This is a genomic window from Streptomyces poriferorum, assembly GCF_019399235.1.
Lineage (GTDB): Bacteria > Actinomycetota > Actinomycetes > Streptomycetales > Streptomycetaceae > Streptomyces > Streptomyces poriferorum.
Map to the genome: position 1 here is coordinate 19,193 of NZ_JAELVH010000013.1, position 13,179 is coordinate 32,371.

Here is a 13,179-nt window from a genome sequence, read left to right on the forward strand (position 1 = left end):
CCGGGCCAGTAGGCCTCCGTCAGAAGCCGCGCGTCCGCTTGGCCGCGCGGCGGTTCGCTCCGCCGACCGCACCCGGCACCCGCATGAACAGCCGGGAGATCTCGCTTCCCAGATTCACCCCGATCGCGATGGCCAGCGCCGTCGCCACCGCGGTCGACAGGGAGGCGAGCCCCCGGTCCAGCTCGTTCTGCGCGACGCCCAGCAGCCCGAAGTACGTGGCCGAGCCGGGCAGCAGCGGACCGATCGCGGCCGTGATGAACGGCAGCGACGAGGTGTAGCGGTAGCGCGAGAACAGCTGCCCGAACAGCCCGACGAGACCGGCAGCCGCGGCGGTGGCCGCGACCGCGGAGAGATTGCCCGTCCGCGCCATCGCCCCGTAGATGACCCAGGCCACGCCGCCGTTGAGGGTTACCGCCAGCACCGTGGACCGCTCCTGCTGGAGCAGGATCGCGAAGGCCAGCGTCAGCACCATCGACGCCAGGATCTGCGTCACCGGACGGTCGTGGGAGATCAGCCGCGCCTCCGGGTCCAGCTCGGCACCCAGCTGAAGCCCCCCGTAGAGAGCCAGCAGCACCCCGGCGACGATCGCGATGAAGAAGTACATGACCTCCAGCAGTCGCGCCGACGCGGTGATGTAGTAGCCGGTCAGGCCGTCCTGCACACCCGCGACCAGCGCCCGCCCCGGCAGCAGCGCGAACAGCCCACCGGTGATCACCGCCGACGGCCGTACGTCCGACCAGTGGGTGAGGGTCAGTGCCACGCCCATCGCGGCGGGCGGCATCGCCGCCACGACGAACTGGTAGAACTCCGGCAGCCCGCGTCCGGCACAGAGCCAGGCCAGCCGGTCACCGAGCATCGCGCCGAGCGCGGCGATGAGGAACACCAGCGGCCCACCGCCGACCAGCACCGAGGCCGCGCCCGCCAGCCCGCCGGCGGCCATGGTGAGCACCCAGCCGGGGTACGGATGCCGGTTGCGGCGGATCTCCGCGAGGCGCCGGTAGGCCTCCTCCAGAGAGACCTCGCCCTCCACGGTCGTGATGTCGTCGATGAGCCGGAAGACCGCGGCCAGCCGGGTGTAGTCGGTGCCGCGGCGGCGGACGGTCCGGCTCGCCGTCACCGGGTCCTCGACCAGCGAGGGCTGATGCGAGATCGACAGCAGCGTGAAGGTGACGGTCGGCTCGCAGCGGTCGAGCCCGTAGCTGCGGGTCACCGCGAACATGGCCGCCTCGACGTCCTCGGCCCCCTCACCACCGGCGAGCAGCAGCTCCCCGATACGCAGGGTCAGGTCGAGCACGCGCGGCACCGCGGGGCCCGCGTCGTCGTGCCGCTGGACCGGTTCCGGCGCCGGGCGGTCGGCCACGGGCATCCGCAGCATCGTGCGCATCCGGTCCTGCCAAGGGGCCTCCTTGGTCAGCCGGATCATCGGGATGCCGTGCGCGGGCGTGAAGGCGGGCGGGGAGTTCCGGGCGTCGTAGGTGCTCGGCGGAGCGAAAGCGGAACCGATCGTGTCCGATCCGGAAGCGGAACCCGTCCCCTGGCCGGCCGGCGGACCCTGTGGCTCGGGTGTCAGCCCCGACGGCAAGGAGAACTCCGACGTCGGATGGTCCTCGTCCGACGGGCCTGCGGACCTCCCGACCCCGGCGGGCTGGGAGAAAGCGCTGCGCGCCTCGTCGGACTGGGGCTTCTGGTCATCGGGACCGCCCGGTTCCGCCACTACTCGACCTCGTTCCTCGTCGGCTGCGCGTCTTCGGCCGCAATCCTGCCCAGTATGGCCACGCCTATGGGCGGTCATGCGAACGGGCGGCACACCCGTGAAGGTGTGCCGCCCGGCAGCTTGCTCAGAACCGCAAGCGGAACGTCAGTGCGCGCCGCCCTGCGCCTCAAGGCGCTTGTACGAGTTCTCGATCTCGGCCTCGGCCTCGACCCGGCCGACCCAGTCGGCGCCCTCGACGGACTTGCCGGGCTCCAGGTCCTTGTAGACCTCGAAGAAGTGCTGGATCTCCAGGCGGTCGAACTCCGACACGTGGTGGATGTCGCGCAGGTGCTCCACCCGGGGGTCGGAGGCCGGCACGCACAGCAGCTTGTCGTCGCCGCCGGCTTCGTCCGTCATCCGGAACATGCCGATCGCGCGGCACTTGATGAGGCAGCCGGGGAAGGTCGGCTCCTCCAGGATGACCAGCGCGTCCAGCGGGTCGCCGTCCTCGCCGAGGGTGTTCTCGACGAAGCCGTAGTCGGCCGGGTAGCTGGTCGAGGTGAAGAGTCGACGGTCCAGGCGGATCCGACCGGTCTCGTGGTCCACCTCGTACTTGTTCCGCGAACCCTTAGGGATCTCGATAACGACGTCGAACTCCACGAGTGGCTCCTCCATGATCAACACATACGACTGATGGTTAAGTGTCCCCCACGGAGTTGTGTGCTCGCGAAAGGGGCTGGTCAACGGTGGCCGAGCCGGTGAAAAGACCGTCGATCAATCCATTCTCCGCACAGACCAGGGCGGCTCTCGCGGACCGGCTGGGCATGCGCGGCGGACTGAGCGACCGGCAGTTCACGGCCGTCTCCGCTGCCCTGGGCCTGGCGCTCGCAGCCGGCGCCGTCTTCGCCGCCGGTCCCTGGGACTCGGGTCAGCGTAAGGCCGAGCAGGACTGGGCGGCTGCCCCGGCCCGTACAGGTGGCGCAGATCACGAGCCCGCCGCCCCCGACGGACCTGCCCCGGCGCCCAGCGCCCCGGCCGTACTCGCGGCACTCGGCACCGGTGCCGACAAGCCCGCGCCGGATACCGCCGCCGCCCCGGACGGAGCAGCGGCCGGACTCCGCGCCGTACTGGATCCGCTGCTGAGGAACGCGGCGCTCGGTACCCGGCGCAGTGCCGTCGTCATCGACACGGCCACCGGCAAGCGGCTGTACGGGCTGGGGGCCGACACCCCCATGACGCCCGCGTCCACCGTCAAGATCGCCACCACGGTCGCGGCCCTGACCGCGCTCGGCCCGGACCACCGCATCGCCACGACCGTCGGCGCCTCCGCCGATCTGCGTACCGTGACGCTGGTCGGCGGCGGGGACCCCACCCTCGACCGGGCGGCCCTGCGCTCCCTGGCCGCCGACACGGCCCGTGCCCTCAAGGACGGCGGGGTCCGCTCGGTGCGGCTGCGGTACGACACCTCCGGCTACTCGGGACCCGCACTCCACCCGATCGGCCCCAACGAGAACATCGCGCCCGTGAGCGCCCTGATGATGGACGAGGGACGGCTCGACGACACCTCCAGCGGACCCGCGCCGCGCAGCGAGGACCCGGCCCGCGATGCCGCCGACGCCTTCGGTGAACTGCTGGACGAGGCCGGGATCGGCATCGGGGACGGCGCCGCCCCCGGCCGGGCGGCCGCGAAGTCCCGGCCCGTCGCCAGGCACCTGTCCGCCCCGCTGTCCGCCCTCGTCGAGCGCGCGCTGACCAACAGCGACAACGACATCGCCGAGGCACTCGCCCGGCAGACCGCGCTCGCCACGGGCGAACCGGCCGACTTCAACGGCGGGCGACGGGCCGTCAGCGCACAGCTGAAGAAGCTGGGTCTGCCGCTGAAGGGCGTGACCGTCGCCGACGGCAGCGGGCTCAACCGCAAGGACAAGGTCACCGCCGCCCTGCTCGCCGGGCTCCTGGCCCGCGCGGCCGACCAGGGCCACCCGGAACTCCGACCCGTCCTCACCGGTCTCCCGGTCGCCGGCTTCAGCGGAACACTCAGCGACCGCTACACCACGAAATCCGGCGGCACCGGCCTGATCCGCGCCAAGACCGGCACCCTCACCGGCGTCAACAGCCTCTCCGGCACGGTCGTCGACCCCCACGGCCGGCTGCTCGCCTTCGCCTTCCTCGCGTCGGGCACCACCGCCCCGTCCGAGGCCCAGTCCGCCCTCGACGCGCTCGCCACGGCACTGGCCGCCGGCAGGCGATGAGCCGGTCAACACCTCACCCGAACAAGGGCCGAGCACGTACGGTTGACGCATGACGAGCATCGGTGGTGCCGGGATGGTCGACTGGAATCTCGCGGTCGCGACAGCGACCCGGCTTGTGCGGCCGGGTCCCGAGATCAGCCGCGAGGAGGCCCGCGAGGTCGTCGCGGAGCTGCGCAGGCATGCGAAGGCCGCGGAGGAACACGTCCGTTCCTTCACCCGGATGATCCCGGAGGGGACCGAACCGGAGGACACCCCGGTCCTGGTCGTCGACCGGGCGGGCTGGATCAAGGCGAACGTCGCGGGCTTCCGGGAACTGCTGCGCCCCCTCCTGGAGAAGATGGAGGAGCGGCGCGGCGGCGGTGCGGGCGGCGCCGTGCTCGGCGCGGTCGGCTCCAAGGTGACCGGTGTGGAGGTGGGGATGCTGCTGTCGTTCCTGGCCTCCCGGGTCCTCGGCCAGTACGAGACGTTCGCCCCCGCCACCCGTGAGCTCCCGGCCTCGGCCGACGGCGGCGGCAGGCTCCTGCTGGTCGCCCCGAACATCGTCCACGTCGAGCGGGAGCTGGAGGTGGACCCGCACGACTTCCGCCTCTGGGTCGCCCTCCACGAGGAGACGCACCGCACGCAGTTCACCGCGGTGCCCTGGCTCCGCGACCATCTGCAGGGCGAGATCCAGTCATTTCTCGACGAGACCGACGTCGACCCGATGACCGTGCTCGAACGGCTCCGCGAGGCCGCCCAGTCGCTGGCCGGCGGCCGGCCCGAGGGCGAGGAGGGCGAGGACGGCGGCCGCAGCCTCGTCGAGATCGTCCAGACGCCCGCCCAGCGCGAGATCCTCGGCCGGCTCACCGCGGTGATGTCCCTGCTCGAGGGACACGCCGACTACGTGATGGACGGCGTCGGCCCCGAGGTCGTGTCCTCCGTCGGCGAGATCCGGGAGAAGTTCCAGCAGCGCAGGGCGCGCGGCGCGAGCCGTCTCGACCAGGCGCTGCGCAAGCTCCTGGGGCTCGACGCCAAGCTGCGCCAGTACCGCGACGGCGAGCGGTTCGTGCGCGCCGTGGTCGACGAGGTCGGGATGGACGGCTTCAACCGGGTCTGGACCTCGCCCAACACCCTCCCGACCAAGGCGGAGATCGCCAGACCGGAGGACTGGATCGCGCGGGTGCACCGTAAGGCAGAGTCATGATCACGGCTCGCGCACAAGCCCGGGACCCGAGGGCAACGCGCCGGTAATCACCCATCCGAGGGACCGTAGGGGCATGGGAAGGCGTGCAATGCTCGATGAACGGGTTTGCTCTGTCACCATCGACGCACTCTGAGTGACGGCACTTTTCTCCGTCCCGCCACTCGGAGGCACCTCTCCAGAACTTCACGAAGGGCACCGGACATGGGTCCCCATCCTGCGGTCGCGGCGATACGCCTGGCGGTCCGCCGCGTACTCCACGACGTACTCACCGAATTCGCCGAACAGACCGAACGCACCGGGCGCGCCCCGAACGCCCCGCATCCCGAGCTCGCCGAGGCCGGGGCGGGCAGGCGGCGCCCCGCACTCCCCGAACGCACCGATACCCCCCTGGTACTGGTCGCGTGTTCCGGCGGCGCCGATTCCATGGCGCTCGCCTCCGCCCTCGCCTTCGAGGCCCGGAAACTCGCCGTCCGGGCCGGTGGCATCACCGTCGACCACGGCCTCCAGAACGGCTCCGACACCCGCGCCACCGAGGTCGCCGGCCGCCTCACCGCCATGGACCTCGACCCGGTCGAGGCCGTCGCCGTGCGGGTCGGCCATGACGGCGGGCCCGAGGCCGCCGCCCGCGACGCCCGCTACGCAGCCCTGGACGCCGCCGCCGAACGCCACGGCGCCGCCGCCGTCCTGCTCGGCCACACCCGCGACGACCAGGCGGAGACGGTGCTGCTGGGCCTCGCCCGCGGTTCCGGCATCCGCTCCCTCTCCGGCATGGCCGCCGCGTCCGGGCCGGCCGGCCGCTACCGGCGCCCCTTCCTCCAGCTCGACCGGCAGACCGCCCGCACGGCCTGCCTGGCTCAGTCCCTGCCCGTCTGGGACGACCCGCACAACATCGACCCCGCCTACACCCGCTCCCGGCTGCGCCACGAGGGCCTGCCCGCCCTGGAGAAGGCGCTGGGCAAAGGAGTCGTCGAGGCGCTGGCCCGTACGGCGCAGCTCTCCCGCGACGACGCCGACGCCCTGGACACCTGGGCCGCCGAGGCCGGACGTGATGTACGCGACGACGCGGGCCGGCTGGAGTGCGCCAAGCTGCACGTGCTGCCTCCCGCCGTCCGCCGCCGCATCCTGCGCCGCGCGGCCATAGAGGCGGGCTCCCCGGCCGGGTCCCTCTTCGCCCGGCACATCGAGGAAGTCGACCGCCTCATCACCGGCTGGCGCGGCCAGCAGGCCATCAACCTCCCCGGCCGCGTCGAAGCCCTGCGCCAGGGTGGCAGACTGGTGATTCGGCAGAGCTGACGTACAAGCGGCTGACATGCAGGCGAGCGGCCGCGCAGGCCCGGGCACCGTCCCGGACCCGGCAGGCAAAGAAAGAGACGCGGGTGAACGAGAAGGACATGGGCACCGACCTTCAGTCGGTGCTCCTCACCAAGGAAGAGATCGACGCGAAGCTCGTCGAACTGGCCGCCAAGATCGACGCGGAGTACGCGGGCAAGGACCTGCTCCTCGTCGGAGTCCTCAAGGGCGCGGTGATGGTCATGGCGGACCTGGCGCGCGCGCTGTCCACCCCCGTCACCATGGACTGGATGGCCGTCTCGTCGTACGGCGCGGGCACCCAGTCCTCCGGTGTCGTCCGGATCCTCAAGGACCTCGACACCGACATCAAGGGCAAGCACGTCCTGATCGTCGAGGACATCATCGACTCGGGTCTGACGCTGTCCTGGCTGATGTCGAACCTGGGTTCGCGCGAGCCCGCGTCGCTGGAGATCTGCACCCTGCTGCGCAAGCCGGACGCGGCGAAGGTCGCGCTCGACTGCAAGTGGGTCGGGTTCGACATCCCCAACGAGTTCGTCGTCGGTTACGGGCTGGACTACGCGGAGAAGTACCGCAACCTGCCCTTCGTCGGCACCCTCGCCCCGCACGTGTACGGCGGCTGACGGCGACACCGGCGAACCCGCCCCGGCGGCGGGGAACCCTCACCGATTTCCCGCCGTTGAGCCTTCGAAGGCGGGTTTGACAGACGTCACCGACGGTCGTCGGTGACAATGCTGGGGTACCGTCCGAAGAACAGTCTTTACTCACAGCAGCATTTACCTACGGGCAGGAGGGACGGGGCGACTTCGCTCCGTATGGATGGACGTGAAGCGATACTTCCGTGGGCCGGTCATGTGGATCGTGCTGGCCGTCCTCGCCGTGGTCGTGTTGATGAATGTCGTCGGCTCGGGTGGCGGCTACAAGACGGTGGACACCGGCAAGGTGATCCAGGCGATCAGTAAGAACCAGGTGGATGAGGCCAAGCTCACCACCGGTGACGATCACATCATCAAGATCGAGCTGAAAAAGGACCAGAAGCTCTCGGGCGAGTCCGGCAGCAAGTTCCAGGCGAGCTACATCGGCAACCAGGGCGTTCAGCTCGCCGATACGCTGCAGAAGAAGTTCGAGAGCGGTGACATCGAGAACGGGTACACCGTCTCGCCGTCGAAGCAGTCCCCGTTCGTCTCGATCCTCTTCTCGCTGCTGCCGTTCGTCCTCATCGTGGTCGTCTTCCTGTTTCTGATGAACCAGATGCAGGGTGGCGGCTCCAAGGTCATGCAGTTCGGCAAGTCCAAGGCCAAGCTGATCACCAAGGACACCCCGAAGACGACGTTCGCCGATGTGGCGGGCTCGGACGAGGCGGTCGAGGAACTCCACGAGATCAAGGAGTTCCTGCAGGAGCCGGCGAAGTTCCAGGCCGTCGGCGCCAAGATCCCCAAGGGTGTCCTGCTGTACGGACCTCCCGGTACGGGCAAGACGCTGCTCGCACGCGCCGTCGCCGGCGAAGCGGGCGTCCCGTTCTACTCGATCTCCGGTTCCGACTTCGTCGAGATGTTCGTCGGTGTCGGTGCCTCCCGTGTCCGTGACCTCTTCGAGCAGGCCAAGGCGAACGCCCCGGCGATCGTCTTCGTCGACGAGATCGACGCTGTCGGCCGGCACCGCGGTGCCGGTATGGGCGGCGGCCACGACGAGCGCGAGCAGACGCTGAACCAGCTGCTCGTGGAGATGGACGGCTTCGACGTGAAGGGTGGCGTCATCCTGATCGCCGCCACGAACCGTCCGGACATCCTCGACCCGGCGCTGCTGCGCCCGGGCCGTTTCGACCGGCAGATCGCGGTCGACCGGCCGGACATGCTGGGCCGTCTGGAGATCCTCAAGGTCCACCAGAAGGGCAAGCCGGTCGCACCGGACGTCGATCTCGGCGCCGTTGCCCGTCGTACGCCCGGTTTCACCGGTGCCGACCTGTCGAACGTGCTGAACGAGGCGGCGCTCCTCACGGCGCGCGGCAATCTGAAGCTGATCGACAACAACATGCTCGACGAGGCCATCGACCGCGTCGTGGCGGGTCCGCAGAAGCGGACCCGGATCATGTCCGAGAAGGAGAAGAAGATCACCGCGTACCACGAGGGCGGACACGCCCTGGTCGCGGCGGCCTCACCTCAGGCGGACCCGGTCCACAAGATCACGATCCTCTCCCGCGGCCGCGCCCTCGGTTACACGATGGTGCTCCCGGAGGAGGACAAGTACTCCACGACGCGCAACGAGATGCTCGACCAGCTGGCTTACATGCTGGGCGGGCGCGCGGCCGAGGAGCTGGTCTTCCACGACCCGACGACCGGCGCTGCGAACGACATCGAGAAGGCCACGGCAACGGCCCGCGCGATGGTCACGCAGTACGGCATGACGGAGCGGCTCGGCGCGATCAAGTTCGGTGGCGACAACACCGAGCCGTTCGTGGGCCGCGAGATGGGCCACCAGCGCGACTACTCGGAAGAGGTCGCCGCGCTGGTCGACGAAGAGGTCAAGAAGCTCATCGAGACCGCGCACAACGACGCGTGGGAGATCCTGGTCGAGAACCGCGACGTTCTGGACGCCCTGGTTCTCCAGCTCCTTGAGAAGGAGACCCTCGGCAAGGCGGAGATCGCCGAGATCTTCGCTCCGATCGTCAAGCGTCCGGCCCGTCCGGCGTGGACCGGCTCCGCCCGGCGCACGCCGTCCACCCGGCCGCCGGTGCTCTCCCCGAAGGAGCTCGCCCTCACCAACGGCGCCACCACGGCGAACGGCTCGGTCACGGACACGGTTCCGGTGACCGAGGCGATCCCCGAGGAGCGTCCCGAGAGCTAGACACCGACCCCGGTGTGGCCCCTGTCACGGGGGCTTCACCGGGCCCGGAATGGATGCCGCGTCCCCCAGGTTTTAGCCTGTGGGGGCGCGGCTTTTCCGTATACCTGCGCGGATGTCCACGCAGTGACAGCTCTGAGGAACGAGGCACAGATGACCGACCCGGTGACGCTGGACGGCCAGGGTTCGATTGGCGAGTTCGACGAGAAGCGGGCCGAGGCGGCCGTACGCGAGCTGCTCATCGCCGTCGGGGAGGACCCGGACCGGGAGGGGCTGCGGGAGACGCCGGGACGGGTGGCACGGGCGTACAAGGAGATATTCGCGGGCCTGTACCAGGAGCCCGAGGACGTCCTGACGACCACGTTCGACCTGGGCCACGACGAGATGGTCCTGGTCAAGGACATCGAGGTGTTCAGCACCTGTGAACACCATCTGGTGCCGTTCCGCGGCGTGGCGCACGTCGGGTACATCCCGGCGACCAGCGGCAAGATCACCGGCCTGTCGAAGCTGGCCCGGCTGGTGGACGTCTACGCCCGCCGGCCGCAGGTCCAGGAGCGGCTCACCACGCAGATCGCCGAGTCCCTGATGACGATCCTGGAGCCGCGCGGCGTCATCGTCGTCGTGGAGTGCGAGCACATGTGCATGTCGATGCGCGGGATCCGCAAGCCCGGCGCGAAGACACTGACCTCGGCGGTGCGCGGACAGCTCCGCGACCCCGCGACGCGCGCCGAGGCCATGAGCCTGATCATGGCGCGCTGACGCGCCTGCCGGGACGGGAACGGGCGGCCTACGCCGCCGCCGCGTTCTTGTTGTCGTCCTCGTCGTCGGGCAGCTTGCAGACACGTTCCAGGAACAGGGCCGCCGCGATCACCGCGATGCCCGCCAGGACCGCGAAGCCCGCGTAGATGGCCTGGTCGCGGCGGGGCGGGATGTCGAGGGAGCCGAGCAGGAAGACGCCGGTGCCGCCGTACATCCCGGCGACCAGGGCGACGACGAGGGCGCTGGCCTGGCCGAAGACCACGGCACGGGCCGCCATCAGGGGCTCGACGCCCTTCGCGCCCGGCCGGCGCTCGCGCTGGGCGCGCAGCCGGGCGCGGATGGAGAGCGCCGTCGCCAGCAGGACCACGGCGATCACCGCGAGCACGATGGGTGCGAACAGCGGGACGCTCGGCAGGGTGCCGAAGGAGTCCCAGAGGCGGGCGCCGCCCCAGGACAGCACCCCGGCCGCGGCGAAGAGGCCGGCCAGTACTCCGAGCCGTAGTTGCTTCACCGGGTGAGCCGCCCTTCGCCGCCTGTGGATGTCCAGACCCGTGGATGGTCAGGCCTGGAGGTCCTGGCCTGTGGATGTCCTGCTGTCTCTTCGAGCCTAACGACTACTCGGGCAGCCGGAGTTCCAGGTCCGCCCGGGGCAGTACGCCGTCGCGTCCCACACCGGCCAGCAGGGCGGCGACCGGGCCGGCGCCCGGCAGTTGGGCCTCGGGGTCCACGTCGTGCCACGGGGCGAGCACGAAGGCGCGCTCGCGGGCCCGGGGGTGGGGGAGGGTGAGCTCCGGGTCGTCGGAGACGACGTCGGCGTACGCGACGATGTCCACGTCGATGGTGCGCGGCCCCCAGCGCTCCGCGCGTACCCGGTCGAAGGCCTCCTCGATGGCCTGGCCGCGCTCCAGGAGGGAGGACGGGGGCAGCGTCGTCTTCACGACGACGACCGCGTTGAAGTACGACGGCTGGGAGCCGGGGTCGACGCCCCACGGCTCCGTCTCGTACACGGGGGAGACGGCCTTGACCCGGAGGCCCGGCGTGTCCTCCAGGGCGTCGATGGCGCCCTGGAGGGTCTCCAGGCGGTTGCCCAGGTTGGAGCCGAGGGAGATCACGGCACGTTTGGGGTTGGAGAGGGTCATGTCCGCGGCGTCCACCTGCTCGACCACGGAGGCGGGAACCGGCTGTACGGTCGGGTCGCTCTGCCCCTCGGTAGAAAATGCAGTCATGCTCGGCTCCGGGTGATGGTGATGGTGACGTCGTCGAAGGGGACGGTGATGGGCGCATCCGGCTTGTGGACCACGACCTCCACCTCCTCGACGCCTTCGTGCTTGAGGCACTGCTGGGCGATGCGCTCCGCGAGCGTCTCGATCAGATCGACCGGTTCGCCCTGGACCACGGCCACGACCTCTTCGGCGACCACGCCGTAGTGCACGGTCCTGGTGAGGTCGTCCGCGGCTGCCGCGGGGCGGGTGTCGAGGCCGAGCACCAGGTCCACGATGAACGTCTGTCCCTCTTCCCGTTCCCGGGGAAAGACGCCATGGTGCCCACGGGCCTTGAGGCCGCGCAGCGCGACACGATCCACGCGAATCACTCCTGCTGTTGTTGTCGAAGGGGCACGGAACCACGTGCGGGCGGCCGCATACCCATTTCCGAATCTACCTGCGAGCGCCGACAGTCCTCCCCCGCGGGGGCTATGGACACGGCGGTACGGGACTGGTAGCCGCAGATACCCCGATGTGCCCGGTTCCAACCCCGTCGAGCTGCCTTTCGGGCCATACCGGCGTTGTACCCACTCAGGACGAGGAGTCTTCGTCCTCTTCCTCACCGGTTTCGGCCAGTACGGGCGAGCCGTGGTGGGACCAGAGCTTCCAGCCGTCCGGAGTGCGGCGGAACACGTTGGTCGCGACGACCAGTTGGCCGACGAGAGGTCCCAGGGAGCTGCCCTCCTCGGCGGGGCCGCCGCTGAGGATGTTCTCGGTGCAGGTCACCAGAGCGGTGTCGCCCGTCATGGAGACCCCGACGTCGGTCAGGAAGAACTGGATGTACTCGGTGTTCGCCATGATCAGGGCGTAGCTGCGCAGCACCTCGCCGCGTCCCGTGAGCACCGGCCAGCCGGGGTGGACGCAGGAGACGGTGAGGTCTTCCCCGGGCAGCCAGAGCCCGGTCAGCTCGTCCAGGTCGCCGCGCTCCATGGCCTCGTAGAAGGCGGTGTTGGCCCGCTCGACCGCCTCGATGTCGTCGGCGGCGGAGGTCTGCTCGTCCTGCGGCTCGTTCACGCGGCTCCCTCGACCGCGCGGGCGACCCGGACGGCGTCGGCGGTGGCCCGTACCTCGTGGACCCGGACGGCCCAGGCACCGGCCCGGGCGGAGAGCGCGGAGACCGCGGCGGTGGCCGCGTCGCGCTCGCGGGCGGGCGGCGGGGCCGCACCCTCACCGGCCAGTACGTGCCCCAGGAACCGCTTCCGCGACGCGGCGACCAGCAGCGGGCGGCCGAGGCCGTGCAGCGAGTCCAGCCGGGCGATGAGCGACAGGTCGTGGGCGGCGTCCTTGGCGAAGCCGAGGCCCGGGTCGATCACGATCCGTTCGGGGGCGACACCCCCGGCGACCACGGCGTCCATCCGGACCCGCAGCTCCTCGACGACCTCGGCCACGACGTCCCCGTACACCGCCCTGCTGTTCATGGACTCGCTGAAGCCGCGCCAGTGCATGACGACGAACGGCACCGCGGCGGCGGCGACGACCGGGACCATGTCCGGGTCGGCGAGCCCGCCGCTCACGTCGTTGACCAGGACCGCTCCCGCGGCGACGGCCTGCTCGGCGACCCGGGCCCGCATCGTGTCGACGGAGACCGTGACCCCCTCCGAGGCCAGGCCGCGGACCACCGGGACCACCCGCCGCAGCTCCTCCGACTCGTCCACCCGGCTCGCACCGGGGCGGGTCGACTCGCCGCCGACGTCGACCAGGTCGGCGCCCTCGCCGACCAGGTCGAGGCCGTGCTTGACGGCCGCCGTGGTGTCGAACCAGCGGCCCCCGTCGGAGAAGGAGTCCGGGGTCACGTTCACGACACCCATGACCGCGCAGCGGTCCCACTCCGGCAGGCCCTGCACCGTGCCTCGTCCATGCAACGTACTCATACGACCAGCG

At 70.6% G+C, this 13,179-nt stretch carries 13 protein-coding genes; 6 read left to right on the forward strand and 7 right to left on the reverse strand.

The features are described from left to right. Nucleotides 1-19: 19 nt before the first annotated feature. Nucleotides 20-1,714, reverse strand: coding sequence for a threonine/serine exporter family protein (locus tag JGS39_RS04155; protein ID WP_219567324.1), 1,695 nt, complete (start codon nucleotides 1,712-1,714; stop codon nucleotides 20-22). A 144-nt stretch (nucleotides 1,715-1,858) separates the two neighbouring features. After that, nucleotides 1,859-2,353 carry an inorganic diphosphatase gene (locus JGS39_RS04160; protein ID WP_123525235.1) on the reverse strand — a complete coding sequence of 165 codons (495 nt, stop codon included), beginning with the start codon at nucleotides 2,351-2,353 and terminating at the stop codon, nucleotides 1,859-1,861. A gap of 86 nt (nucleotides 2,354-2,439) precedes the next feature. Here JGS39_RS04160 and dacB point away from each other — a divergent pair, with 86 nt between their 5' ends. The 6 genes from dacB (at nucleotide 2,440) to folE (ending at nucleotide 10,036) form a co-directional block, all read left to right on the forward strand. Beyond that, a complete protein-coding gene (gene dacB, locus JGS39_RS04165; protein WP_219567325.1) occupies nucleotides 2,440-3,945 on the forward strand; it encodes a D-alanyl-D-alanine carboxypeptidase/D-alanyl-D-alanine endopeptidase in 1,506 nt (501 codons plus the stop codon). 49 nt (nucleotides 3,946-3,994) lie between these two features. Further along, nucleotides 3,995-5,128: an Rv3626c family coenzyme F420 biosynthesis-associated protein gene (locus JGS39_RS04170; protein WP_219567327.1), complete on the forward strand. Its 1,134-nt coding sequence runs from the start codon at nucleotides 3,995-3,997 to the stop codon at nucleotides 5,126-5,128. A 201-nt stretch (nucleotides 5,129-5,329) separates the two neighbouring features. After that, complete coding sequence (gene tilS / locus JGS39_RS04175; RefSeq protein WP_219567330.1) at nucleotides 5,330-6,421, forward strand: tRNA lysidine(34) synthetase TilS; 1,092 nt, start codon at nucleotides 5,330-5,332, stop codon at nucleotides 6,419-6,421. A 98-nt stretch (nucleotides 6,422-6,519) separates the two neighbouring features. After that, nucleotides 6,520-7,059: a hypoxanthine phosphoribosyltransferase gene (gene hpt, locus JGS39_RS04180; protein ID WP_037777945.1), complete on the forward strand. Its 540-nt coding sequence runs from the start codon at nucleotides 6,520-6,522 to the stop codon at nucleotides 7,057-7,059. A 196-nt stretch (nucleotides 7,060-7,255) separates the two neighbouring features. Then, nucleotides 7,256-9,280, forward strand: a complete 2,025-nt coding sequence (gene ftsH, locus JGS39_RS04185; protein ID WP_219567331.1) for an ATP-dependent zinc metalloprotease FtsH — start codon at nucleotides 7,256-7,258, stop codon at nucleotides 9,278-9,280. Between the two features lie 150 nt (nucleotides 9,281-9,430). Beyond that, a complete protein-coding gene (gene folE, locus JGS39_RS04190) occupies nucleotides 9,431-10,036 on the forward strand; it encodes a GTP cyclohydrolase I FolE (protein ID WP_219567333.1) in 606 nt (201 codons plus the stop codon). A 28-nt stretch (nucleotides 10,037-10,064) separates the two neighbouring features. Here the strand turns inward: folE and JGS39_RS04195 are convergent, their stop codons facing one another. The 5 genes from JGS39_RS04195 to folP form a co-directional block, all read right to left on the reverse strand. Then, nucleotides 10,065-10,547, reverse strand: a complete 483-nt coding sequence (locus JGS39_RS04195) for a DUF3180 domain-containing protein (protein ID WP_219567335.1) — start codon at nucleotides 10,545-10,547, stop codon at nucleotides 10,065-10,067. A gap of 103 nt (nucleotides 10,548-10,650) precedes the next feature. Further along, complete coding sequence (gene folK / locus JGS39_RS04200) at nucleotides 10,651-11,262, reverse strand: 2-amino-4-hydroxy-6-hydroxymethyldihydropteridine diphosphokinase (protein ID WP_219567336.1); 612 nt, start codon at nucleotides 11,260-11,262, stop codon at nucleotides 10,651-10,653. Next, nucleotides 11,259-11,618 carry a dihydroneopterin aldolase gene (folB, locus tag JGS39_RS04205; RefSeq protein WP_148020000.1) on the reverse strand — a complete coding sequence of 120 codons (360 nt, stop codon included), beginning with the start codon at nucleotides 11,616-11,618 and terminating at the stop codon, nucleotides 11,259-11,261. The genes folK and folB overlap by 4 nt, the downstream gene beginning before the upstream one ends. A gap of 211 nt (nucleotides 11,619-11,829) precedes the next feature. Continuing rightward, nucleotides 11,830-12,312 carry a nuclear transport factor 2 family protein gene (locus JGS39_RS04210; RefSeq protein WP_219567338.1) on the reverse strand — a complete coding sequence of 161 codons (483 nt, stop codon included), beginning with the start codon at nucleotides 12,310-12,312 and terminating at the stop codon, nucleotides 11,830-11,832. Then, nucleotides 12,309-13,169: a dihydropteroate synthase gene (gene folP, locus JGS39_RS04215; RefSeq protein WP_443052818.1), complete on the reverse strand. Its 861-nt coding sequence runs from the start codon at nucleotides 13,167-13,169 to the stop codon at nucleotides 12,309-12,311. Before folP ends, JGS39_RS04210 begins: the two co-directional genes overlap by 4 nt. Nucleotides 13,170-13,179: the final 10 nt, after the last annotated feature.